22 protein-coding genes are annotated in these 20023 nt (G+C 71.1%); 10 read left to right on the forward strand and 12 right to left on the reverse strand.

Annotation, left to right across the window (positions count from 1 at the left end; genetic code table 11):
- Positions 1–3 precede the first annotated feature (3 nt).
- The 3 genes from RC2_RS14965 to RC2_RS14975 all read right to left on the reverse strand — a co-directional run bounded on the left by RC2_RS14965 (position 4) and on the right by RC2_RS14975 (position 3078).
- A complete protein-coding gene (locus RC2_RS14965) occupies positions 4–852 on the reverse strand; it encodes a TIGR02569 family protein (RefSeq protein ID WP_371828480.1) in 849 nt (282 codons plus the stop codon).
- Between the two features lie 67 nt (positions 853–919).
- Positions 920–2080 carry a molybdopterin-synthase adenylyltransferase MoeB gene (moeB, locus tag RC2_RS14970; RefSeq protein ID WP_068146433.1) on the reverse strand — a complete coding sequence of 387 codons (1161 nt, stop codon included), beginning with the start codon at positions 2078–2080 and terminating at the stop codon, positions 920–922.
- On the reverse strand, positions 2080–3078 hold the full coding sequence (locus RC2_RS14975) for a DUF3152 domain-containing protein (protein WP_068146435.1): 999 nt from the start codon (positions 3076–3078) through the stop codon (positions 2080–2082). Before RC2_RS14975 ends, moeB begins: the two co-directional genes overlap by 1 nt.
- A 149-nt stretch (positions 3079–3227) precedes the next feature.
- On the opposite strand from RC2_RS14975, the gene fasR reads away from it, so the two are divergent.
- Complete coding sequence (gene fasR, locus RC2_RS14980) at positions 3228–3878, forward strand: HTH-type transcriptional activator FasR (RefSeq protein ID WP_068146437.1); 651 nt, start codon at positions 3228–3230, stop codon at positions 3876–3878.
- Positions 3879–3973: 95 nt separating this feature from the next.
- Here the strand turns inward: fasR and RC2_RS14985 are convergent, their stop codons facing one another.
- Positions 3974–4207, reverse strand: coding sequence for a DUF3107 domain-containing protein (locus RC2_RS14985; protein ID WP_068146440.1), 234 nt, complete (start codon positions 4205–4207; stop codon positions 3974–3976).
- A 138-nt stretch (positions 4208–4345) separates the two neighbouring features.
- Positions 4346–5077 carry a ferritin-like fold-containing protein gene (locus RC2_RS14990; protein ID WP_068146445.1) on the reverse strand — a complete coding sequence of 244 codons (732 nt, stop codon included), beginning with the start codon at positions 5075–5077 and terminating at the stop codon, positions 4346–4348.
- 316 nt (positions 5078–5393) lie between these two features.
- Between RC2_RS14990 and RC2_RS14995 the strand changes: the two genes are divergently transcribed.
- On the forward strand, positions 5394–7061 hold the full coding sequence (locus RC2_RS14995) for a DEAD/DEAH box helicase (protein WP_068146450.1): 1668 nt from the start codon (positions 5394–5396) through the stop codon (positions 7059–7061).
- A gap of 18 nt (positions 7062–7079) precedes the next feature.
- A complete protein-coding gene (locus RC2_RS15000) occupies positions 7080–8327 on the forward strand; it encodes an Rv3212 family protein (RefSeq protein ID WP_068146452.1) in 1248 nt (415 codons plus the stop codon).
- A 35-nt stretch (positions 8328–8362) separates the two neighbouring features.
- Here the strand turns inward: RC2_RS15000 and RC2_RS15005 are convergent, their stop codons facing one another.
- Both RC2_RS15005 and RC2_RS15010 read right to left on the reverse strand, forming a co-directional pair.
- A complete protein-coding gene (locus tag RC2_RS15005) occupies positions 8363–9154 on the reverse strand; it encodes a ParA family protein (protein WP_068146546.1) in 792 nt (263 codons plus the stop codon).
- A 64-nt stretch (positions 9155–9218) separates the two neighbouring features.
- Entirely contained in the window at positions 9219–10784 is a 1566-nt protein-coding gene (locus RC2_RS15010) for a DHA2 family efflux MFS transporter permease subunit (protein ID WP_082895404.1), read from the reverse strand.
- Between the two features lie 154 nt (positions 10785–10938).
- Here RC2_RS15010 and RC2_RS15015 point away from each other — a divergent pair, with 154 nt between their 5' ends.
- Positions 10939–11568, forward strand: a complete 630-nt coding sequence (locus tag RC2_RS15015) for an acid phosphatase (protein WP_068146455.1) — start codon at positions 10939–10941, stop codon at positions 11566–11568.
- A 104-nt stretch (positions 11569–11672) separates the two neighbouring features.
- Here the strand turns inward: RC2_RS15015 and RC2_RS15020 are convergent, their stop codons facing one another.
- A complete protein-coding gene (locus RC2_RS15020) occupies positions 11673–12113 on the reverse strand; it encodes a hypothetical protein (protein WP_068146458.1) in 441 nt (146 codons plus the stop codon).
- Positions 12114–12184: 71 nt separating this feature from the next.
- Here RC2_RS15020 and RC2_RS15025 point away from each other — a divergent pair, with 71 nt between their 5' ends.
- Both RC2_RS15025 and RC2_RS15030 read left to right on the forward strand, forming a co-directional pair.
- Positions 12185–13210, forward strand: a complete 1026-nt coding sequence (locus RC2_RS15025) for a diacylglycerol/lipid kinase family protein (protein ID WP_068146461.1) — start codon at positions 12185–12187, stop codon at positions 13208–13210.
- A gap of 234 nt (positions 13211–13444) precedes the next feature.
- A complete protein-coding gene (locus RC2_RS15030) occupies positions 13445–13699 on the forward strand; it encodes a WhiB family transcriptional regulator (protein WP_068101895.1) in 255 nt (84 codons plus the stop codon).
- Between the two features lie 145 nt (positions 13700–13844).
- On the opposite strand, the gene RC2_RS15035 is transcribed toward RC2_RS15030, so the two are convergent.
- Both RC2_RS15035 and RC2_RS15040 read right to left on the reverse strand, forming a co-directional pair.
- Positions 13845–15335, reverse strand: coding sequence for a sensor histidine kinase (locus RC2_RS15035; RefSeq protein ID WP_068146464.1), 1491 nt, complete (start codon positions 15333–15335; stop codon positions 13845–13847).
- A 17-nt stretch (positions 15336–15352) separates the two neighbouring features.
- On the reverse strand, positions 15353–15568 hold the full coding sequence (locus tag RC2_RS15040; RefSeq protein WP_068146551.1) for a biotin/lipoyl-binding carrier protein: 216 nt from the start codon (positions 15566–15568) through the stop codon (positions 15353–15355).
- A gap of 121 nt (positions 15569–15689) precedes the next feature.
- Between RC2_RS15040 and RC2_RS19440 the strand changes: the two genes are divergently transcribed.
- Positions 15690–15764: a 50S ribosomal protein bL37 gene (locus RC2_RS19440; RefSeq protein WP_110293457.1), complete on the forward strand. Its 75-nt coding sequence runs from the start codon at positions 15690–15692 to the stop codon at positions 15762–15764.
- A gap of 80 nt (positions 15765–15844) precedes the next feature.
- Here RC2_RS19440 and rsrA read toward each other — a convergent pair whose 3' ends face one another.
- Together rsrA and RC2_RS15055 are read right to left on the reverse strand one after the other, a co-directional pair.
- Positions 15845–16135: a mycothiol system anti-sigma-R factor gene (gene rsrA, locus RC2_RS15050; RefSeq protein ID WP_068146468.1), complete on the reverse strand. Its 291-nt coding sequence runs from the start codon at positions 16133–16135 to the stop codon at positions 15845–15847.
- Positions 16132–16755 carry a sigma-70 family RNA polymerase sigma factor gene (locus RC2_RS15055; RefSeq protein ID WP_068146554.1) on the reverse strand — a complete coding sequence of 208 codons (624 nt, stop codon included), beginning with the start codon at positions 16753–16755 and terminating at the stop codon, positions 16132–16134. Before RC2_RS15055 ends, rsrA begins: the two co-directional genes overlap by 4 nt.
- A 407-nt stretch (positions 16756–17162) precedes the next feature.
- Between RC2_RS15055 and RC2_RS15065 the strand changes: the two genes are divergently transcribed.
- Genes RC2_RS15065 through rsgA form a run of 3 tightly spaced genes read left to right on the forward strand, consistent with a single transcriptional unit; the run spans position 17163 to position 19998 of the window.
- A complete protein-coding gene (locus tag RC2_RS15065; protein WP_068146557.1) occupies positions 17163–17684 on the forward strand; it encodes a YbaK/EbsC family protein in 522 nt (173 codons plus the stop codon).
- A gap of 26 nt (positions 17685–17710) precedes the next feature.
- Positions 17711–19012 (forward strand): 3-phosphoshikimate 1-carboxyvinyltransferase, encoded by a 1302-nt coding sequence (gene aroA, locus RC2_RS15070; protein ID WP_139277417.1) that lies wholly within the window; start codon positions 17711–17713, stop codon positions 19010–19012.
- Positions 19009–19998 (forward strand): ribosome small subunit-dependent GTPase A, encoded by a 990-nt coding sequence (gene rsgA / locus RC2_RS15075; protein ID WP_068146563.1) that lies wholly within the window; start codon positions 19009–19011, stop codon positions 19996–19998. The genes aroA and rsgA overlap by 4 nt, the downstream gene beginning before the upstream one ends.
- Positions 19999–20023: the final 25 nt, after the last annotated feature.

The following is a 20023-nucleotide window of genomic DNA, read 5'->3' on the forward strand; positions in this document are numbered from 1 at the left end:
GTCCTAGAGCAGGAGCCGCACCAGGTCGGCGGTCCGCGCCAAGCCGGGGTACGCCTCGGCCGTCGACCGGGGGTGCAACGCGTGGACGGCGAGCCTGAACATGATGGCGCGCAACAACATCTGCGGCCATTCCGGCAGGTCCTCCCACCGGCCGACGAGGCCGTCGTCCGCGCCGCCCCAGGACACCGCGTCGACCACGACCACCGCGGCGGCCCACGCCGCCGGACGCCAGTACGGGGTGATATCGGTCAGTCCGGGCGCGCGGGCGCCGTCGAAGAGCACGGTGCCGAACAGGTCTCCGTGCACCAGCTGGTCCGGCTCCTGCACCGGTCGCCGTAACGTCGCGAGCCGGCCGATCAGCTCCATGCTGCGCACCCCGTCGGGCGACGTCGGCTCCACCGCACCGCCCGCGCGGGCGGATCGGAACGGAACCGGTTCCCACGCAGCGCGATCCGCCGCGACGAACACGTCGACGTCGGACCACGGGGCCACCGGCGGCTGCGTGAGGAACCGCGGCTTCTCGAGCGCGGAGGTGGCCACGTGCAAGCGGGTGGCCAACGAGACCACCTCGTCGTGGCGGGGCTCGGGCGCGCCCTCGATGTACGTGTCGGCCCGCCAGCCGGACACGACGTACCGGCCGTCCGTGGACCGCACGGGGCGCGCGAGCCGCACCCCCTCCACCTCGAGCGTCTCGCGCACCTTCGCCGACCACGCACCGCGCGCATGATCGGCCACCGGCGAGAGCACGACGTCTCCGAGGCGCCATCCGCCGTCCCAGTCGTCGCCCAGCGGGACCGGGTCGGAGCCGCGGAGGCCGAAGGTGCCGATGACGTGCTGAGGTGGTTCCGGCATCATGCGTTCGACCGTACCGCCACGGCCGCCGACGTCCGGGACCTCGGCCCGTCGGGCGAACGGCGGGTCAGTAGGACGGCAGGGACGGGTCGATCTCTCGGATCCAGGCGTCGAGGCCGCCGCGCAGGTGGTGTGCGTCCGCCACACCCGCGGCCCGCAGGACGGCGAGGGCGTCGGCGGACCGCTCCCCCGTCTTGCAGTAGAGGACCACGGGGCGGTCTCGGGGGATGTCGCCGGTCGCGCTGCCGTCCAGCACCCGACCGACCGGAACCAGGGTCGCGCCCGCGAGATGGGCGATGTCCCACTCGACCTGCTCCCGCACGTCCACCAGCGCGACGGGCCCGTCGCCCGCGAGAAGGTCACGAACCTCCCCGGGCTCGAGGTCTCCATCGACCGTCAGGGGCGGGGTCGGCAGACCACACAGCACCTCGTAGTCCTCCGCGACCTCGGTGACCGGCGCCCGGCCGGGATCGCGACGCATCGACACCGTGCGGAACGTCATCGCCCGCGCGTCGTAGATCAGCAGCCGACCGAGCAACGGTTCACCGACACCGGTCACGAGCTTGACGGCCTCGGTGGCCATGATCGAGCCCACGACCCCGCAGAGCACACCCAGCACGCCGGCCTCGGCGCACGACGGCACCGTCCCCGGCGGCGGCGGATCCGGGTACAGGTCGCGGTAGTCGATGCCCCGACCGCCCGGCGCGGCGTCCCAGAACACCGACACCTGGCCGTCGAAGCGGTGGATCGACCCGAACACGTAGGGCACACCGGCCACCGCGGCGGCGTCGTTGACGAGGTACCGGGTGGCGAAGTTGTCGGTGCCGTCCACCACCAGGTCGTACTGCCGAAAGATGTTGGCCGCGTTGCGCGGAGCGAGCCGCAGCTCGTGCACCCGCACCTCGATGCTCGAGTCGATGCGTCGGATCGCGTCCCGCGCGCTCACCCCCTTGCCGCGCCCGACGTCGGCCTCCCCGTGCGCGATCTGACGCTGGAGGTTGGACGCGTCGACCTCGTCGAACTCGACGATGCCGAGGGTGCCCACCCCGGCCGACGCCAGGTACAGCAGGACCGGCGAGCCCAACCCGCCTGCGCCGACCACCAGGACGCGGGCGGCACGCAGTCGCCGCTGACCGAGGGTGCCGATGTCCGGCAGCAGGAGATGGCGGCTGTATCGGCCCACCTGGTCCGGCGTCAACGGGGCGCCGGGAGCGACGAGTGGCTCCATCACGTACGCGGGTACGGCCAGGGATTGAATCGACACACCTTGCCGTCCATGGGGACGACACCCTCGGGGTCGAGCGTCGCGATGTCGTCGTTGGCCGTGCCGAAGGTCTGCTGCATCATGATCGGTGCCAGCCCGCCGTCGGTCTCGCACGGCTGATGCGCCTGGTAGCCGATCGCGTGGCCCACCTCGTGGTTGACGACGTACTGGCGGTAGGAGCCGATGTCGCCCTGGAACGCCGTCGCACCGCGCACCCACCGGGGCTCGTTGAGCACCACGCGGTCGATGCCGGGGTTGTAGCAGGAGACCTCGAGCTGGATGTCGTAACCGCAGACGTCCCGCACCGTCATCTGCGAGGTCAGGGAGACCCGGAAGTCGGGATCACCCGTGTCGACCCGACGGAAGGCGAACCGCGCGTCGTTGGTCCAGCTCTTCGGGTTGGACAGCGTGGCGTCGACGAAGCGGCCGAAGGACTCGTCACCGCCGAAACCCACCGTGTCGATGCCGTCCTCGATCTCCACGGTGTAGGTGAAGACGCGCTCGGTGCCCTGCCCCACCTGGTCGGTCGTCCCCGGCACGACGCGCCATGTCCCCGCGCCCTGGACGGCGAACGGCCCGCCGTCGGGCATCTGGCCCGACGGAATGCTGTCGGCGAAATTGCCGTCGCCCGCGGGCGGCACCCCGATCACGTCGGTGCCCTCGGACGTGTTGGACAGTGCCGGGAAACCGGGCGCGGAATCGGCCGAGGGGCCCGTGCCCGGATCGCGCACCGCGTCGACGATCACGAGCACGGTGACCACGAGCAGGATCGGCAGGGCGTAGGCCCGCCAGCCGTAGGTGGCCACGAAGCGACCCACCCGGCTGCGCTTCTTCGCGGTGCGTTCGGGGCGCGGCGGGCGGGGACGACCGGCGTCGACGGCCGTCGGATCCCACTGCGCCCGGAGCGGCTGATGAGATCGCCGCGCCCGGTCCGCGCGCTGCGGATGCCCTCGATCGCTCACCGATCCAGGTTCTCACACGTGCCCGACCGCTCGGATCGGCGCGCCGGGGTATCGTCGACACGATCTGCAGAACGACATGCCGCGCCCTACCGCTGAGCCGAGAGATCCTCGTCCGTCGGCCGACGCGGCGGATGGGACGGTAGTACCAGATGACCGATGTCGCCGACCGAAGCTCGTCCGTCGGGGCCGGACCCGCGCGTCGCAGCGCCCGCCTCCCCCGCGATGCGCGCCGCGCGCAACTGCTCACCGCGGCCGGCGAGATCTTCGTGGCTCGTGGCTACCACGCCGCCGGCATGGACGAGATCGCCGAGTGCGCGGGTGTCAGCAAACCCGTTCTGTACCAACACTTCCCCGGCAAACTCGACCTGTACGTGGCGGTGCTCGGCAACTACGTCGACACGCTCATCTCCGGACTGCGCCAGGCGCTGCGATCCACCACGGACAACCGCAAGCGCGTCCGCGCCGCCGTCCTCGCGTTCTACGACTTCGTCGACAACGACACCCAGGGCTTCCGCCTCGTGTTCGAGTCCGACCTGATGGGCGATCCGCAGGTACAGGCGCGCGTGGACCAGGCCACCGAAGCCTGCGTCGACGCCGTCTTCGATCTGGTCAGTCACGACTCGGGCCTCGACCCCCACCGCGCCCGCATCCTCGCCGTCGGCCTTGTCGGCGCCAGCCAGTTCACGGCCCGTTACTGGCTCGAGGCGGATCGGCCGATCACCAAGGAAGAAGCCGTGGACACGACGGTCACCCTGGCCTGGGGCGGCTTGTCGCACGTACCCCTGCAGGCCGGTTCCTGACCGGAGTCGATTCGACCGGCACACGCCCACGACGACGAACGGCCCCGCACCTGCTCGGTGCGGGGCCGTTCGTCGGCGTATCCGAACGGGTCCGGTCAGGACGCCGTGACGGTCGAGAACCCGACGCGTCGGCTGTCCGACGGACCGATCTCGACGTAGGCCAGCTTGCCCGCGGGGACGAGGAACTTCCGGCCCTTCTCGTCGACCAGGGTCAGCACGCCCTCACCGCCGAAGGCTCCGGAGACCAGGGCCTCCACCTCGTCGGGCGTCTGGGCGCTGTTGATCACCAGTTCCCGTGGGCTGTCCGAAATTCCGATCTTGACCTCCACGGCCGACCTCCACGTCGTTGTCGTTGATGCCTGTCTGTTCGTGGTCCAGGCTAGTGCAGCACCCGCGCCCGACACGGTCTCCGACGCCACGCCCTGAGCGAACAGCCGGGCAGAACCGGACGAGATCCGAGGGGACGCTCAGACGAGGCCGAGAGTGGCCATGCGTTCGGAATGGCGCACCTGCATACGGTCGAACAGCGCGACGATGCCGGTGAAGTCGCCCGACGCCGTCATGACCAACTCGGTCAGCTCTTCGCGCTGCGCGAGGACGAACTGAGCCTGGGTGATCGCCTCGCCCAGCAGCCGCCGGCCCCACAGCATCAGGCGGTCCTTGGCGGCGGCGTCCTCGGCGACCCGAGCCGCCACCTCGGAGACGACGAACTCCGAGTGCCCCGTCTCGGCGAGCACCTCGCGCACCGTCGCGGCGACCTCGGCGGGCAGGCTGTGGGCGATCTCGCGGTAGAAGTCCGCGGCCAGCCCGTCCGCGACGTAGGTCTTGACCAGGACTTCCATCCACGTCGACGGCAGAGTCGACGCGTGATAGGCATCGAGGGCGGCCGCGAACGGTTCGGTCACCGACAGCACGTCTCGCCCCCGCTCCCGCAGAGCGGCCTCGAGGACCTCGAAGTGATTCATCTCGGCGGCGGCCATGCTGGCCATCGCGATGCGGTCCCGCAGCGTGGGGGCCATCGCGGCGTCCTCGACCAGGCGATAGAAGGCGGAGATCTCGCCGTACGCGAGCACGCCGAACAGGCTCACGATGCCCGGGTGATCGGCGGAGACGACACCCGGCGCCGAGGCGGCCTCCACATCCGGCGCAGAGGCGCCGTCGACCTGCTGCGACTGCCCGGTGACCCCAGTGCTCTCCATGGCCACAGACCCTACCGTCGGACACGTCCGAACTGCCGATACCGCGGCCCGGACATCGCCGGGCTAGAATGGTCGTGACGGCGCTGCGTCCGTGCGACGACGGCCGTGTCTCGGACACCTTCGAGTCACGCTGCGGCCACCGCGGCGCCGACACCGACACTGTGCGCGCACTCGGTTCGTGCCTGCCGCCGTTCGTGTCGCCGGGGTTGCCGCGACGGACCATGTCCGTCGCCACCACCGGCCGACGGCGCTGCGGGCGGCATACGGACTCGGGGGCATCGACATCGGCCGTCACTCGGCCTGGCCCTCGTGGTGCGTGCGAGACCCGAGAGAGGCCGGACCCCTGAGCAAGATCACCGTCGACCACGAGAACGACGCCCCCGCGGAGACCACCGTGTCCGCCGCGCTGGACACCACCCACACTCCCCCCACCTTCGCCGAACTCGGCGTGCACCCGCAGATCGTGCGCGGGCTCGCCGACATCGGCATCGACCGCACCTTCGCCATCCAGGAGCTCACGCTGCCGCTGGCCCTCGCCGGCGACGACCTCATCGGTCAGGCACGCACCGGTATGGGCAAGACGTTCGGCTTCGGCGTGCCGTTGCTGCACCGCCTCGCCACCGGTCCCGCCGACGGCTCGGGCACGTCGGTGCTGGACGGCACCCCGCGGGCGCTGGTCATCGTCCCGACGCGCGAGCTCTGCGTCCAGGTCACCAGCGACCTCGAGAACGCCGCCAAGCATCTGCAGTCCGCCGACGGACCCGTTCGGGTCATGTCCATCTACGGCGGTCGCCCCTACGAGGCGCAGATCGCCACCCTGCAGTCCGGCGTCGACGTCGTCGTCGGCACCCCGGGTCGACTGCTCGACCTGGCCAAGCAGGGCCACTTGATGCTCGGCAAGGTCGGCGTGCTGGTCCTCGACGAGGCCGACGAGATGCTCGACCTCGGCTTCCTCCCCGACATCGAACGCCTCATGGGCATGGTCCCGGACAAGCGTCAGACCATGCTGTTCTCGGCGACCATGCCGGGACCGATCATCACCCTGGCCCGCACGTTCCTCACGCAGCCGACGCACATCCGCGCCGAGGAGGCCGAGTCCTCCGCCGTGCACGAGCGCACCGCGCAGCACGTCTACCGTGCCCACGCACTGGACAAGGCCGAGATGGTGGCCCGCGTGCTGCAGGCCGACGGGCGCGGCGCGACCATGATTTTCACGCGCACCAAGCGCACCGCCCAGAAGGTGGCCGACGACCTCGCCGAGCGCGGATTCGCCGTCGGCGCAGTCCACGGCGACCTCGGGCAGGTCGCGCGTGAGAAGGCGCTCGAGAAGTTCCGTGCCGGCAAGATCGACGTCCTCGTCGCCACCGATGTCGCCGCCCGCGGCATCGACATCGACGACGTCACGCACGTCATCAACTACCAGTGCCCGGAGGACGAGAAGACCTACGTCCACCGCATCGGTCGCACCGGCCGCGCGGGTCGCACCGGCATCGCCGTCACGCTGGTCGACTGGGACGACATCCCTCGCTGGCAGCTGATCGACAAGGCGCTCGGACTCGACATTCCCGACCCCGCGGAGACCTACTCCAGCTCCGATCACCTGTACTCCGAGCTGAACATTCCGCGCGACGCCACCGGCAGCATCGCCGAGGCCTCCCGGCCGACGGCCGCCGAGACCTCCACCGACTCGCGATCCGGTTCCGACGGCGCCGGGTCCTCGGACGACGCGCCGCGCGCGCCGCGTCGGTCACGGAACCGTCGCCGCACCCGTGGCGGCACCACCGCCACGGCCGCCGCGACCGAGCAGGGAGCGACCGCCGCCAACTCGACCTCGACCTCGACCGACGGCGACGGTGGCGGTGACGACAAGGCCGGATCGCGCCCCCGTCGCCGACGTCGCCGCGGATCGGGTCGTGGTGGCGCGTCCGCCGACACCGCCACCGCCGAGTCCGGCGCCGCTGTCACCGCCGCAGCGCACGACTGACGGCCGGCTCGTCGGCCTGTGCTCGCACCCGAACGGCGCACCCGCGCCGACGTGATCGCCGCCGCCACGATCGCCGTTCTGGTGATGGTGGCGGCGGTCGCCGTCTGGTGGAACAGCGATGCCCGCGGCACCACGTCGGTGGTGGCCGAATCCCCGGTCGGTCCGCCGCCCTCGGCGCTGTCCGTCCCCGAATCGGTCTCCGAGATCTGGCGGACCGACGACGCGGGACGGGGAACTCCGTTCGTCGTGGGCGGCACCGTGATCGCCTCGGACGACCACACCGTGCGCGGCCTCGACCCGGCGACCGGGGACCCGCGCTGGAGTTACTCCCGCGATCGTGACCTGTGCACGGTGGTCGGCGCCTGGGACGCCGCGGTGGCCACCTACCGCGACGATCGCGGGTGCGGACAGGTCACCGAACTCGACGGCGGGTCCGGCGCTCGCGAGGACCAGCGCACCAACGACGCGGACGATCCGGCGCGGCTGAGCTTCGACGGAACCTACGTCACCCAGGCGGGATCGACGCGGCTCGAGGTGTGGCGGTCCGACCTGGTGCGCACCCTCGAGTACGGACGCGTCGACGCCCCCGTGAATCCGGGCTCGCAACCACGCAGCGGATGCACGCTGATCTCGACCTCCTCGGCGAGCAGTCGAGTCGCCGTGCTGGAGCGGTGCCCCGGCGAAACCGGTCTGCGTCTGACCACGATGAACCCGGCACCGAAGGATGCGACCGTCCCGGAGGTCTACGGGTCGACGGTGCTGGCCGACGTCTCCCCCGACGTCGAGACCGCCCGCGTCCTCGCCGTCGTCGGCGATCGCGTCGCGCTCTACCTGCCGCCGTCGGACACCGTGGTGGGTCGGGTGGCCCTCTTCGACGGGTCCGCGACGTTCCTCTCGGCCACTCCGATGGACGAGCCGGTGACCACCACGTGGCCGACCGCACGCGCGTCCGACCTGGTCCGCACCGGGTCCGTGCTGGTGTGGTGGACCGGATCCGTCGCCGTCGGCTTCGATCAGGCGACGCTCGAGCGCCGGTGGGTCCTGCCGACCGCCCTCGGCGCGGGTGCCGTCATGGCCGGGCAGCTCCTCGTGCCGGTTCCCGGCGGCCTGGCCGTGACGGACACCGAATCCGGCACCGTCTCCCGCACCCTCCCGGTCGACCGCGAGGACCGCACCGCACCCGTCTCGGTCACCGCGCTCGGCACCCGCGTCGTCGAGGGCCGACGAGGCGCCGACGGGACCGGCACCACCGTCGTCCTGGGCTGAGTCGTCGTCTCGCCGGGCGAGACGACGTGGCCGACCTACTCGCCGTCGTACGTCTGCAGCGCCGCGCCGTCCGTCCAGTGGGCGTCCAGGTTGCGCGCCAGTTCGCGGTAGGCCTCGGCGCCCTTGTTCTTGCGGCCCGAGATCACCGACGTCCCCGAGGCCGACGCCTCGGCGAACCGCACGGTCCGCGGGATGGGCGGGGCGACGACGGGGATGTCGTACTGACCGGAGACGTCCGCGAGCACGTCCCGGCTGTGGGTGGTGCGCGCGTCGAACAGTGTGGCGAGCGCGCCGAGCAACTCGAGGTCCGGGTTGGTGATCTGCCGGACCTCCTCGACCGTGGTCAGGAGCTGTCCCACGCCGCGATGCGCCAACGTCTCGCACTGCAGCGGGACGAGGACCGCCGTGGCGGCCGTGAGGCCGTTCAGCGTCAACACACCCAGCGAGGGTGGGCAGTCCAACAACACCACGTCGTACTCGGCCACCACCGGTGCGAGCGCACGCTTGAGCGTGTACTCGCGGCCGGGCCGCATGAGCAGGAGGGCCTCCGCGCCGGCGAGGTCGATGGTCGCCGGCAGGAGATCCACGCCGTCGTCCGTCGACAGAATCGCCTCACCGACGGGAAGCGCCGCAGTGAGCACCTCGTGCACCGACGCGGTGAGCTTGTCCGGGTTGTGCCCCAACGAGAAGGTGAGCGATCCCTGCGGATCGAGGTCCACGACCAGTACTCGCCGCCCCGACGCCGCCAGGGCCGCGCCGAGGGAAGCCACGGTGGTCGTCTTGGCGACGCCACCCTTCTGGTTGGCCACGGCCAGAATCGTCGTCACGCGCACGATCTTGTCATCACGACCGACCCCGCGCCGCACCTCGCCCCGGTGTGGCGCGACGAGGTCAGTGCAGCAGCGTCGGTGCGGCGCCCGAGCCGGCGGTCGGCGTGACCTTCCGACGCGGCAGCAGGAACGCCGGAACGAAAGTGAACGCCACGATGATCGTCGCCACGAGGAAGGTCGATCCGAACGCGTCCGCGGCCTGGGCGAGGCCCGTTTCCACCGCACCAGGCGGCAGCGCTGCGGCGATCTCCGGGTCGTTCTGCGCGGCCATCGCCGGGCCGGCGGCGGCCCGATCGAGCAACTGATTCGTCAGCACCACCGAGATCACCGCGGTACCCACCGAGCCGGCGGACTGCTGGATGATGTTCATCAGGGTCGACCCGCGCGCCACCGACGCGTCGTCGAGCGTCTGCAGCGCCGCCGTCATGATCGGCATCATCGTCGCGCCGAGGCCCAGACCCATGACGAACAGACCGCCGAGCAGAATCACGTAGGACGTCGACGGACCCACCTGCGTGAACACCGCCATACCCGCGGTGACCAGGGCCATGCCGGTGATGACGATGCGCCCGGGGCCGATGCGGTCGGCGAGATTGCCGGCGATCGGCATCGAGACCATCGCACCGAGTCCCTGGGGCGCCAGCAGCAGCCCGGCGGCGAGCGTGGTCTCGCCTCGCACCTGCAGGAAGTAACTGGGGAAGATCAACCCGGCCCCGAAGAAGGCGATCGCGAACAGGCTCATCGCCACCACGGCGACGGACAACGCGCGGTTCCGGAAGAGGCGCAGGTCGATCAGCGGATGCTCGACGCGCAGCGCATGGACCACGAAGGCGGCGACGAGGGCGAGACCCACCACTGCCGACACGAGCACGCGGGCGGACAGCACGGTGCCGGTCTCGGGAATCGACGAGACGCCGAAGAGGAACAGCGCGAGTCCGGGCGAGAGCAACAACATCCCGACCACGTCGAAGGACTGCGACGGCTGCGGGGCGTCCTTCGGCAGTATCGTCCACGCCGCGATCAGGGCGACGATGCCGATCGGCACGTTGATGAGGAAGATCCAGTGCCAGCTCGCGGCGTCGATGAGCCACCCGCCGAGGATCGGCCCCGCGATGGGGCCGAGCAGCATGGGCACACCGAGCACGGCCATGACGCGACCGATGCGGTCGGGGCCCGCGGCGCGGGTCAGGATCGTCATGCCGAGTGGCATGAGCATGCCGCCGCCGAACCCCTGCAGCACGCGGAACACGATGAGCGACGTGATGTCCCACGCCACGCTGCAGAGCATCGAGCCCGCGACGAACAGGACCAGGGCCGTCAGATAGAGGCGCTTGGTGCCGAAGCGGTCCGCGGCCCACCCGGTCAGCGGAATGACCGAGGCGAGGGCCAGCGTGTAGCCGGTCATCGTCCACGCCACACTCGCGTAGGTGGTCCGGAACTCGGCGGCGAACGTCGGAAGTGCCACGCTGACCACGGTCACGTCCAGGATCGACATGATCGCACCGATGACGATGACACCGGCGATCTTGAGGACGGTCGCGTCCAGGCCCCGCTCGGCGGCAACGGTCGCCACGGCGGGCTCGTCCACTCCGGTCGCCGGGGCGGACTCGGTGGTTCGATCGGTCATGATCGGTGACTTCCTTCTCTCGCGCACTCGTCACCCGCTCCGAGAGCGGTGGGAGGAACCCGAGAAGTAAACACGCATCCGCCCCGTTCGTTCCAGCGAGTTCTCCGAGACCTATGTCACCGACCCACGTCGCCGATGAGGAAGGATCGACGTCGTGCTCGACGACCACCGCCCGGAGTCCGATTCGCTGCGCCCCGACGCCCGCCTGGTGCTGCTCCGCCACGGGGAGACCGATTGGGCGCGCACGGGTCGGCACACCTCGGTGACGGACGTGCCCCTCACCGACCGAGGCGAGGATCAGGCGCGCGCCGCCGGCGGCCGAATCGCGATGCTCGGCCTGCGTCACCCGCTGGTGGTCGCGAGCCCGCGGACCCGCGCTCTCCGCACCGCGGAGCTCGCCGGCTTCGCGGTGGACCGAGCGTGGGACGCCGTGCGCGAGTGGGAGTACGGCGACTACGAGGGACGGACCACCCCGGAGATCCGCCGGGAGGTCCCGCACTGGACGGTATGGACCCATCCGTGCCCGGGCGGAGAAACGGCCGATGCGGCGTCGTCGCGCGCGGACCTCGTGCTCTCCGTGGTGTCGGCGACGCTGCCGGAGCGGGACGTCGTCGTGGTCGGGCACGGGCACTTCTCCCGCGTTCTGATCGCCCGCTGGATCGGCGAGCCCGTGACCGAGGGACGGCGATTCGCCCTCGGTCCGGCCGGCTCGACCGTCCTGGGGTTCGAGCACGGATTCAGGCAGGTGGTGTCGCACAACGTGCCGCCGGAGCACGGAGCGTAGCGGAGCTGCGACCAGGAATTCCGGAGCACGGAGCGTAGCGGAGCTGCGACCAGGAATTCCGGAGCACGGAGCGTAGCGGAGCTGCGACCCGAGATTCCGGAGGACTAGGCCGAGCGGTCGGCGTCCTGCTGGTCGTCCGGATCGGCGTACTCGGTGACCATCCAGCGGGCCGCGGGCGGGCAGAACAGGCAGACCAGGACGACGACGACCACGACGCCGAGGACGGTGCCGAGGACCGGCCGATCGGAATCGGTGAGCAGGGACCACACCACCGGGAGCAGCAGCAGCTGGGCGACCAGTGCGAGTGCACGTCCCCAGCGATGCCCCAGCACGAGGGCGATACCGCCGGTGAGCACGGCCCCGCCCAGGACGGCGAACCAGATGGCGCTGCCGAACCCGTTGACGACGGATTCGTCCGCTCCGGCAAGGCCGCGGACGACCAGCACGACGGCCACCACGACGGCGACGGTCCCCTCGAGCGAGACGAGCGCGCCCGCGACACGCACCGGAAGCGGGGTGGCGGTCGACGGGGGCGTGGCGGACACACGGCCACCCTAGAGCACCACCCGGCGCGATCGACGGGAGCCGACGACGGCCGCGTCTAGTCTGGAGCCTCGTGCGAGCCATCCTCATCGTGAACCCCAACGCCACCTCGACCACTCCGGCCGGTCGTGATCTGGTGGCACACGCGTTGGCGAGCCGGGTGAGTCTGCAGGTCGCTCAGACCACCCATCGCGGTCACGCCACCGAGCTGGGCCGCGAGGCTCGTCGGGCCGGTCTGGACCTGGTGATCGTGCACGGGGGCGACGGCACGGTGAACGAGGTGGTGAACGGCCTGTTGGGCACGCCCGCGCCGACGTCGATGCAGTCGGTCACCGTGGGCCCGGTACCGCTGCTCGCCGTGGTTCCGGGTGGGTCGGCCAATGTCTTCGCACGATCCCTGGGCATCGAGCGTGACCCCGTCGCGGCCACCAATCAGCTGATCGACCTGATCGGGGCCGAGCAGCGTCGACGAATCGGCCTCGGTTACTGCGTCCGGGTCGTCGACGGTCGGTCGGACGATCGACGCTGGTTCCTCTTCAACGCCGGTATGGGGCTCGATGCCGACGTCTGCGCGGCGATCGACAAGGGCCGACGTAGCGGCGACCCGGTGTCTCCGTCCCGGTACGTGCGCACGGCGATCGCGACGTTCTTCCGGCGCAAGCGAGCGGACCCGACGTTGTCGGTGTCGATGGAGGACCGACCCGAGGAAAGCGGCGTGCATTACGTCTTCGTCACCAACACCGATCCGTGGACGTATTTGAACGATCGCCCGGTTCGCACCAATCCGACCACGCGTTTCGAAACCGGACTCGGGGTGTTCGGGATGCGGACCACCGCGGTGTTGCCGTCGCTTCGGGTGGTGGCGCAATTGCTCTCTCCGACGCGGGAACCGCGGTCGTCGAGACTGCTGCGGACCGACGACACGTCGTGCGTCGTGGTGCGGTCGAGCGAGCCCGTCGGTCTGCAGGTCGACGGCGACTACCTGGGCGAACGGACCGAAGTTCGGTTCGTGTCCGCGCCGGACGCGCTCGATGTCGTGGCGCCGGTCGACGTCGACGGTGTGTCGAACTCGGCGGGAACGGGTACGACGGCGCGGTGAGTGAATGTCACCGGCACCTCGGAACGCCCGATGACCGAATTGTCAGTGAGCTTGGCCACGGAGACCGCGTCCGCTATTGACTTATCTCCGGTTCGTGAAAGCATTCACAAGTAACAGCGCGGAAACATGCTTCGGCTCGCTCGCGAACTGTTCGACAACAACCCCCCAATACGCGTCCGTCGACGCGACCACGAGACGACAAGCGCGTGCGCGCGCTCGGTGAGGAGTAAGAAGATGGATTGGCGCCACAAGGCTATCTGTCGCGACGAGGACCCGGAACTGTTCTTCCCGGTGGGAAACAGCGGTCCGGCTCTCGCTCAGATCGCCGATGCCAAGGTCGTGTGCAACCGCTGCCCCGTCACCGCGGACTGCCTGGCCTGGGCCCTCGAGTCCGGCCAGGACGCCGGCGTGTGGGGCGGCATGAGCGAGGACGAGCGTCGCGCCCTGAAGCGTCGTAACGCGCGTACCCGCGCTCGCTCCGCCGTCTGACCGCAACAGCAGGTTCGAAAGAGGTCGAAGGCCCGGCACCAAAGGGGTGCCGGGCTTTGTCGTGTTCGGGGTCGTCGTGTTCGGGGTCGTCGTGTTCGGGGTCGTCCTGTCCCGGTGTCGGCGGTGACCGTCGGACACGCTGCGTTCAGGTGCGACGGGTGAGACCCACCGGCACCCGAACCGTCGCGTCGGTCCCTCCGTCCGGCCCACCCGTGACCGCGATGGTGCCGCCGAGCTCGACGTCGACGAGCGTGGTCACGATCTGCAGCCCCAGTCGACCGGACGTGCGCGGGTCGAAGTCCGCCGGCACGCCGCGGCCGTTGTCGCGCACGATGACGGTGAGCGTGTGGGCGGACCGCTCGGCCAGGATGTCCACCCGCCCCGACGCACCGGACGCGAAGCCGTGCTCGAGCGAGTTCTGGATCAGCTCGGTGAGCACCATGACCAGCGGCGTCGCCCGTTCGGCGGGGAATCTGCCGAGCGCGCCGTCGCGCCGCACCCCGACGTCCGCCGAGACCGACCCCACGTCCGCCATCACCGGCAGCAACCGGTCCACCACCTCGTCGAGGTCGACCACCTCGTCGACGGAGTTGGACAGCACGTCGTGCACCAGAGCGATCGACGTCACGCGCCGCTCGGATTCCTGCAGCGCCGACCGGGCCTCACCGTTCTGCGTGCGCCGCGCCTGCAGGCGCAGCAACGCCGCGACGGTCTGCAGGTTGTTCTTCACCCGATGGTGGATCTCGCGGATGGTCGCGTCCTTGCTGAGCAGCGCACGGTCGCGGCGCTTGACCTCGGTCACGTCGCGGACCAGGACCACCGCCCCCAGCGGGCGGTCCGCGCGGCGCAGGGCGAGCGTGCGGAGCAGCACGGTGGCTCCCCGCGCGTCGATCTCCATGCGCCGTCCGCCGGCGTCGCGCACGGCGGCGCCGATGTGCGCGGCGATCTCGTCGCCGTCGAACGGGTCGGTGACCAGCGCACGCGTCGAGGCCGCCAGGTCGTGGCCCGCGAGGTCGGTCGTCAGCCCCATGCGGTGATACGCGGACACGGCGTTCGGGCTCGCGTAGGTCACGATGCCCGCGGTGTCGAGCCGGATGAAGCCGTCCCCCACCCGCGGGCTCGAGTTGACGTCGCCCGGCTCGGCGGCCGTCGGGAACGTTCCCTCCGCGATCATGTCGCCGAACTGGGCGGCCGACTCGCGGTAGGCGGCCTCGAGCAGGCTCGGCGGCCGTCGGGACACCGGGGCGGACTCGCGGGTGAGCACACCGACGACGCGCCCGCGGACCCGTACCGGCACGGCGTCGGCGACCGGGACGTACTCCCCCTCCTCCACACCCGGTCGGCCAGCGGACCGCTCCACGGCACCCGAGTCGAAGCACCGCGCCACCTCGGGGTGCTCGTCGTCGTCCACGACGGCCCCGACCTTGTCCATCGGAATCACGGTCGGTGCGGTGGTGGGGCGACACTGGGCGACGCACAGAATGCGAGCGGGCGGCGCTGCGGGAACCCAGAGGAGGACGTCGGCGAAGGAGATGTCCGCGAGGAGTTGCCACTCGCTGACCAGTCGCTGGAGATGGTCGACGGCGCCACCGGGCAGATCGGTGTGCGCCGCGAGCAGTTCCGACAGCGTCGACACGGGCGGCTGCGCGCGGGTCAGGCGATGACGGCGATGAGATCGCCCTGCTGGACGACGTCGCCCACCGCGACGTCGACCGAGGCGATGGTCCCGGCGGACTCGGCCAGCACGGGGATCTCCATCTTCATCGATTCCAGGATGACGACGGGGTCGCCCTCCGCGACACGGTCACCCGGGGCCACCACGATCTGGAACACCGTCGACACCATCTCGGCCCGGACGTCCTCGGCCATCTCGCTGCCCACCCCTCGTCGTCGGAGAACCGCGCCGTCGCCGTGCGCCGGTGCGCGGCCGGTCGCGGTACAGCCAACCACACGTGAGAAACTGGAGCGAACGAGAAGGAAGGAGATCGCGATGGGCAAGCGAGGACGCAAGAAGCGCAGCCGCAAGGGGAACGCCGCCAACCACGGCAAGCGACCCAACAGCTGAATCCTCACCACTCGGTGACGACGACGGGGCCGGACACGCATGGCGTGTCCGGCCCCGTTCTCGTCCCGGCTCCGCCGGGGTCAGGCGTCCGTCTCGACGACCGTGACGGTGCGCCTGATCTCGATCTTCAGCCGTTCCCGGAGGCCGTCGGGCGCGCGGTCCCCGCCGCACTTGCGACCCACCAGCGACTTGATCTTCTCCTCGATGCCGTACTGGGCGAGGCACGATCCGCAGGAGTCCAGGTGCTTCTGCACCCGCTGCCGGCTGGCCTCGTCGCACTCGTTGTCGAGCATCACCCAGACGTCCGCGAGGACGGCGGAGCAGTCGAGCTCCTCGAACTGGCTGTCGTCGTCGACGTCTCGCGCGGTCATCGCACGGCCTCCTCGGATGCGGTGGTGCGCAGGAAGCCGCGCTCGCGAGCGACCTCGGCCAGTTCGTGCCGCAGTTGCTTGCGCCCGCGGTGCAGCCGGGACATGACGGTTCCGATCGGCGTACCCATGATCTCGGCGATCTCCTTGTACGGGAATCCCTCGACGTCGGCGTAGTACACGGCCATCCGGAACTCCTCCGGGAGGGCGGCGAGCGCAGCCTTGATGTCGTCGTCGGGCAGCGTGTCCAGGGCCTCCACCTCGGCGGACCGCAGGCCAGTCGAGGAGTGCTCGGCCGTGGCCGCCAACTGCCAGTCGGTGATCTCGTCGGTCGGATACTGCGCCGGCTGCCGCTGCTTCTTGCGGTACGAGTTGATGTACGTGTTGGTCAGGATGCGGTACAGCCACGCCTTGAGGTTCGTGCCCTCACGGAAGCTCTTGAACGCCGTGTACGCCTTGATGTAGGTCTCCTGGACCAGATCCTCGGCGTCGGAGGGATTGCGCGTCATGCGCAGCGCCGCGCCGTAGAGCTGGTCCACGAGCGGAAGTGCGTCCCGCTCGAAGCGCGCGGTCAGATCTTCGGCGCTGGCCCGGGAACGGATTCCGTCCTCGGTCTCGAGCACCGCCGGATCGACTGCGCCCGTGGTGCTGCCGGGCTGGTCGTCCGTCACGGGGTTCCCTTCGGTTGCCGCGGCCGACACGGTTGCGGCGGACCTCGTGCCCACCGGCACGGCAGCGGCGGGAGCCGCGCCGTCGACCTCGTACCACCACGATACCGGCGGGATGACACGCTTCGCGGTCACCGTCCGGGACCGTGCGACGCGCTCGCCGACTGTTGTCGCGCTCACCCGGTCGCCTCCTCTCGCTCGAGTCCAGTGGCTCGAGTTCCGTTTCTCCGACGCCGTCCTCGTTTCGCACTCGGACACGCTCTCGTCGTCGGTGCAACAGTGACCCCCGCCCACCTGTTCCCGCCGGGGCCGGTCGGGGGCCTGCCGGGACGGGGACGGGACGGTCGGGCACGATGGCCCGCATGGCAGGAACGGCCACTCCGGCGACCACCGTCCTCGACCGGTCCGGCGTGCCGTACCGCCTGCACACCTACGTTCACGCGAAGGGCACCGCGCGATTCGGCGAGGAGGCCGCCGACGTCCTCACCGCCCGTCTCGGGATCGACGCGGACCGCATCCTCAAGACCCTCGTGATCAGCGCGTCCGGTGGTGCGGCCGCGCGACCGTTCACGGCCGTCGCGGTGCTGCCCGTCACCGCGACGTTGTCGACGAAGGCCGCGGCCGCCGCACTGGGAGCCGGCCGCGCCGCACTGGCCGACCCGCCCGTGGCGCGTCGGGCGACGGGGTACGTGCTCGGCGGGGTCTCACCCCTCGGCCCGTGGTGCACGGGCGCTCGCCCCGCGCTGCCCACCGTCGTCGACGAGTCCGCCGCCGCCGCGGACACGGTGTTCTGCAGCGGCGGTCGCCGGGGGCTCGAGATCGAGATCGACCCGGCCGACCTCGTCGCCCTCACCGGCGCGGTCCTGACGGACCTCACTCGCTGACGAGCGGGAATGAGAGACTGAGCACCGTGACGTACTGGATCGCCCCCACCGCCACGCGCCCGGTGCGTGCCACCGTCGACGTGCCCGGCTCGAAGTCGTTGACCAACCGTGCGCTGGTCCTCGCCGCACTGGCCGACGGCCCCTCGACGATCACCGGCGCGCTGCGCAGCCGGGACACCGAGCTGATGATCGACGCGATCCGCACGCTGGGCGCGACCGTGGAGAACGACGGCGATCGCGTCCGGGTGACGCCCGGACCGCTGACCGGGGGCACCGTCGACTGCGGCCTCGCCGGCACCGTCATGCGATTCGTGCCCCCGATGGCGGCGCTCGGCTCTCGCACGTCGCACTTCGACGGCGACCCGCACGCGCGGAACCGGCCGCAGCGCACGGTGCTCGACGCGCTGCGCGCGCTGGGGGTCGAGGTGCACGGCGACAGCCTGCCGTTCGACGTGGTCGGCACCGGATCCGTCCGAGGCGGCCGCGTCGAGGTGGACGCCTCCGGGTCGAGCCAGTTCGTCTCCGGCCTGCTGCTGTCCGCCGCGCGGTTCACCGACGGCGTGACCTTCGAGCACGTCGGTCCCCCGGTGCCGTCCATGCCGCACATCGACATGACGGTGGCGATGCTGCGGGAGAGCGGCGTGCAGGTGGACACGCCGGCCGACACCGGACGGGCGAACACCTGGCGGGTCCACCCCGGACCGATCACGGCCGTCGACCGCACCATCGAGCCCGATCTGTCCAACGCCACACCGTTCCTCGCGGCCGCGGCCGTGACCGGCGGCGCCGTCACCGTGCCCCGCTGGCCGGCCACCACCACCCAGCCCGGCGACGAGTTCCGCGCGGTGCTCACCGCGATGGGCGCGGCCGTCACCGCGGACGAGGCCGGCGTGACCGCCCACGGACCCGATCGGCTGGTGGGCATCGACGTGGACCTGCACGACATCGGCGAACTGACCCCGACCGTCGCTGCCATGGCAGCGGTCGCGTCCTCCCCCTCTCGCCTGCGCGGGATCGCGCATCTGCGCGGCCACGAGACCGACCGCCTCGCCGCCCTCGCCGCCGAACTGACCGCCCTGGGCGGCAGCGTCGTCGAGACGGACGACGGACTGGCCATCACGCCCGTCCGGTTGAGCGGGGCCCCGTGGCGCGCCTACGCCGACCACCGCATGGCGACGGCCGGGGCCGTGGTGGGACTGGTGGTCCCGGGAGTGCGGATCGACGACATCGACTCCACCGCGAAGACGCTGCCCGGCTTCGCCGATCTGTGGGGACGCATGCTCGGTACGGATGCCCCCGCCCCCGCGTCCGGCGGAGTCGAGTCCTGACCACCCGCCGCTACGACGAGTCGGACGTCCGGATCCGACCGGGCAAGGGCACCCGGCCGCGGACCAAGACGCGGCCGACGCACGCCGACGCCCGACGCGCGATGGTCGTCTCCGTCGACCGGGGGCGCTGGGGGTGCGCTCTGGACGACGACCCGGCGCGCGTCGTCGTCGCGATGCGTGCGCGGGAGCTCGGGCGCACCCCGATCGTGGTGGGCGACAGCGTCGGCGTGGTCGGGGACACGAGCGGGCGCACCGACGCCCTGGCGCGCATCGTGCGTGTCGAGGATCGACGAACGGTGTTGCGCCGCACCGCCGACGACACCGATCCGTACGAGCGGGTGGTGGTCGCCAACGCGGACAAGCTGCTCATCGTCGTGGCGCTCGCGGACCCGCCGCCCCGGTCCGGCTTCGTGGAACGAGCGATGGTGGCGGCGTTCGTCGGTGGATTGCGCCCCGTGCTGTGCCTGACCAAGGACGATCTCGCCGACGCCGAGGAGTTCGCGGCGATGTTCGCCGGCCTCGACGTTCCGGTGGCCCTGGTGGGACGCGACCGACCTCTCACCGAGCTGACCGCGTTGATCGCAGGATCGTCGTCGGCGCTGATCGGTCATTCGGGTGTCGGCAAGTCGACGTTGGTGAACCGGTTGGTGCCGGGCGCGGACCGCGCGACCGGCGTCGTGTCCGGCGTCGGCAAGGGGCGACACACGTCCACGCAGTCGGTGGCACTTCCCCTCGACGGCGGGGGCTGGGTGATCGACACTCCCGGCATCCGCAGTTTCGGGCTCGCCCACATTTCCCCCGAGGACGTCGTGGCGGCCTTCTCGGACCTCGCCGAGACGGCGGCCGACTGTCCTCGCGGGTGCACCCACCTGGGTCCGCCTGCGGATCCGGAATGTGCGTTGGACTCGCTGACAGGTCAGGCGACGCACCGCGTCGCCGCGGTGCGTCGCCTGCTGGTGGCGCTCATGTCCAACGAAACCTGGTGACGCACAGCCCGTCCGGGTGGACCGG

The organism is Rhodococcoides corynebacterioides NBRC 14404 (genome assembly GCF_001894765.1).
Lineage (GTDB): Bacteria > Actinomycetota > Actinomycetes > Mycobacteriales > Mycobacteriaceae > Rhodococcoides > Rhodococcoides corynebacterioides.

Coding starts and splice junctions, on each gene's coding strand:
- RC2_RS15040 (WP_068146551.1), bottom strand. CDS start 15,568: ATGGCCGAGGACGTCCGGGCCGAGATGGTGTCGACGGTGTTCCAGATC.
- RC2_RS14965 (WP_371828480.1), bottom strand. CDS start 852: ATGCCGGAACCACCTCAGCACGTCATCGGCACCTTCGGCCTCCGCGGC.
- moeB (WP_068146433.1), bottom strand. CDS start 2,080: ATGGAGCCACTCGTCGCTCCCGGCGCCCCGTTGACGCCGGACCAGGTG.
- fasR (WP_068146437.1), top strand. CDS start 3,228: ATGACCGATGTCGCCGACCGAAGCTCGTCCGTCGGGGCCGGACCCGCG.
- rsrA (WP_068146468.1), bottom strand. CDS start 16,135: ATGACCGCGCGAGACGTCGACGACGACAGCCAGTTCGAGGAGCTCGAC.
- RC2_RS15030 (WP_068101895.1), top strand. CDS start 13,445: ATGGATTGGCGCCACAAGGCTATCTGTCGCGACGAGGACCCGGAACTG.
- RC2_RS15010 (WP_082895404.1), bottom strand. CDS start 10,784: ATGACCGATCGAACCACCGAGTCCGCCCCGGCGACCGGAGTGGACGAG.
- RC2_RS14990 (WP_068146445.1), bottom strand. CDS start 5,077: ATGGAGAGCACTGGGGTCACCGGGCAGTCGCAGCAGGTCGACGGCGCC.
- RC2_RS15065 (WP_068146557.1), top strand. CDS start 17,163: ATGGCAGGAACGGCCACTCCGGCGACCACCGTCCTCGACCGGTCCGGC.